Annotated in this window: 1 protein-coding gene; it reads right to left on the bottom strand. The window is 59.4% G+C overall.

Annotated elements, in window-relative coordinates; genetic code table 11:
* Window positions 1–588, bottom strand: a 588-nt coding sequence (gene tnpC / locus INT19_RS09100; protein WP_193060516.1) for an IS66 family transposase, incomplete at both ends; no start/stop codon positions are given.

Below are 588 nucleotides of genomic sequence, written 5' to 3' on the forward strand. Positions count from 1 at the left end.
GCTTGCAGGTGCTGATCAGACTCTGGATGATGCCCAGGTGTTCCGCCCCCAATTCAGTCCAGCAGAACATCCAGTTTTTCTTGCCCATGGGAATGGGGCGTAGTGCCCGCTCGAGGTGGTTGGTGTCTGGCTGCACGTCTGGGTTTTCCAGGAATACGCTCAGGCTGGCTTCCCGGCTGAGCACGTAGTTCAGAGCTTTGGTCAGTGGATCGCTCGGCACCAGGCCGCCTGACGCCAACTGATCCCGGCACCACTGGAAGAAGCCGCTAACGACCGGTTTCGAGTGTTCCAACCGGTACTGACGTTTCTTCTCGCCAGTCAGCCCGTGGGTTCTGATGGTTTCTTCATTCCGGTACAGCGCTGCGATTCGTTGCAGGGCCTCGGTGACGGTTTCCGGGTGATCCTTCTGCGCCTCGATAAAATAACGGCGGCTATGCACCCAGCACTGGGCGTGGGTGACGTTCTCTTGGGCAGCAGCGTAGCGGGCATAGGCCGCGTAGCCGTCACTGATCAGCGTGCCGTTGAACGATTCGCTGAGGATGGCTTCGATGTGGGCACGCCCACGGCTGTTCGAGTAGGTGAACACCA

The organism is Halomonas sp. 3A7M (genome assembly GCF_014897875.1).
Taxonomy (GTDB): domain Bacteria; phylum Pseudomonadota; class Gammaproteobacteria; order Pseudomonadales; family Halomonadaceae; genus Vreelandella.